This window comes from Variovorax sp. 05N34, from assembly GCF_056397405.1.
In genome coordinates this window covers 1-407 of the sequence record NZ_JBFTNI010000034.1, presented here as the reverse complement: position 1 = coordinate 407, position 407 = coordinate 1, and the positions used below count along the sequence as shown (strand labels likewise).

1 protein-coding gene is annotated in these 407 nt (G+C 64.9%); it reads right to left on the bottom strand.

Annotated features, from left to right (window positions below; all coding sequences use genetic code 11):
- Window positions 1–7: 7 nt before the first annotated feature.
- On the bottom strand, window positions 8–343 hold the full coding sequence (locus tag AC1DMA_RS30130; protein ID WP_478146479.1) for an NAD(P) transhydrogenase subunit alpha part 2: 336 nt from the start codon (window positions 341–343) through the stop codon (window positions 8–10).
- Window positions 344–407 lie beyond the last annotated feature (64 nt).

Here is a 407-nt window from a genome sequence, read left to right as displayed (position 1 = left end):
GACATGATCAGCGTCCCCCCGCCTTGGCGCCGTCACCGCCAGCGGGCACTTTCTTGTCCTTCTTCTTGAACATCTCCAGCATGCGCCGGGTCACCAGGAACCCGCCGAAGACGTTGACCGCGGCCAGAGCGACCGCGAGCACGCCCATGGTCTTGCCAAGGCCCGTCTCAGTGAGCGCGGCGGCCAGCATGGCGCCCACGATCACGATCGCGGAGATGGCGTTGGTCACCGCCATGAGCGGCGTGTGCAGCGCCGGGGTGACGGTCCACACGACGTGGTAGCCCACGTAGATGGCCAGCACGAAGATGATCAGGTTGATGACGGTGTGGGATACGGGGTCCATGGCGGCTTCTCCTCGGGCTTGGCGGTTCGCTTGTTCGCTTACGGCGGTTCGCTTGTTCGCTTAC

What these genes read in the sequence shown, in the direction of transcription:
- AC1DMA_RS30130 (WP_478146479.1), bottom strand. Translation starts at nt 343, where the DNA reads ATGGACCCCGTATCCCACACCGTCATCAACCTGATCATCTTCGTGCTG.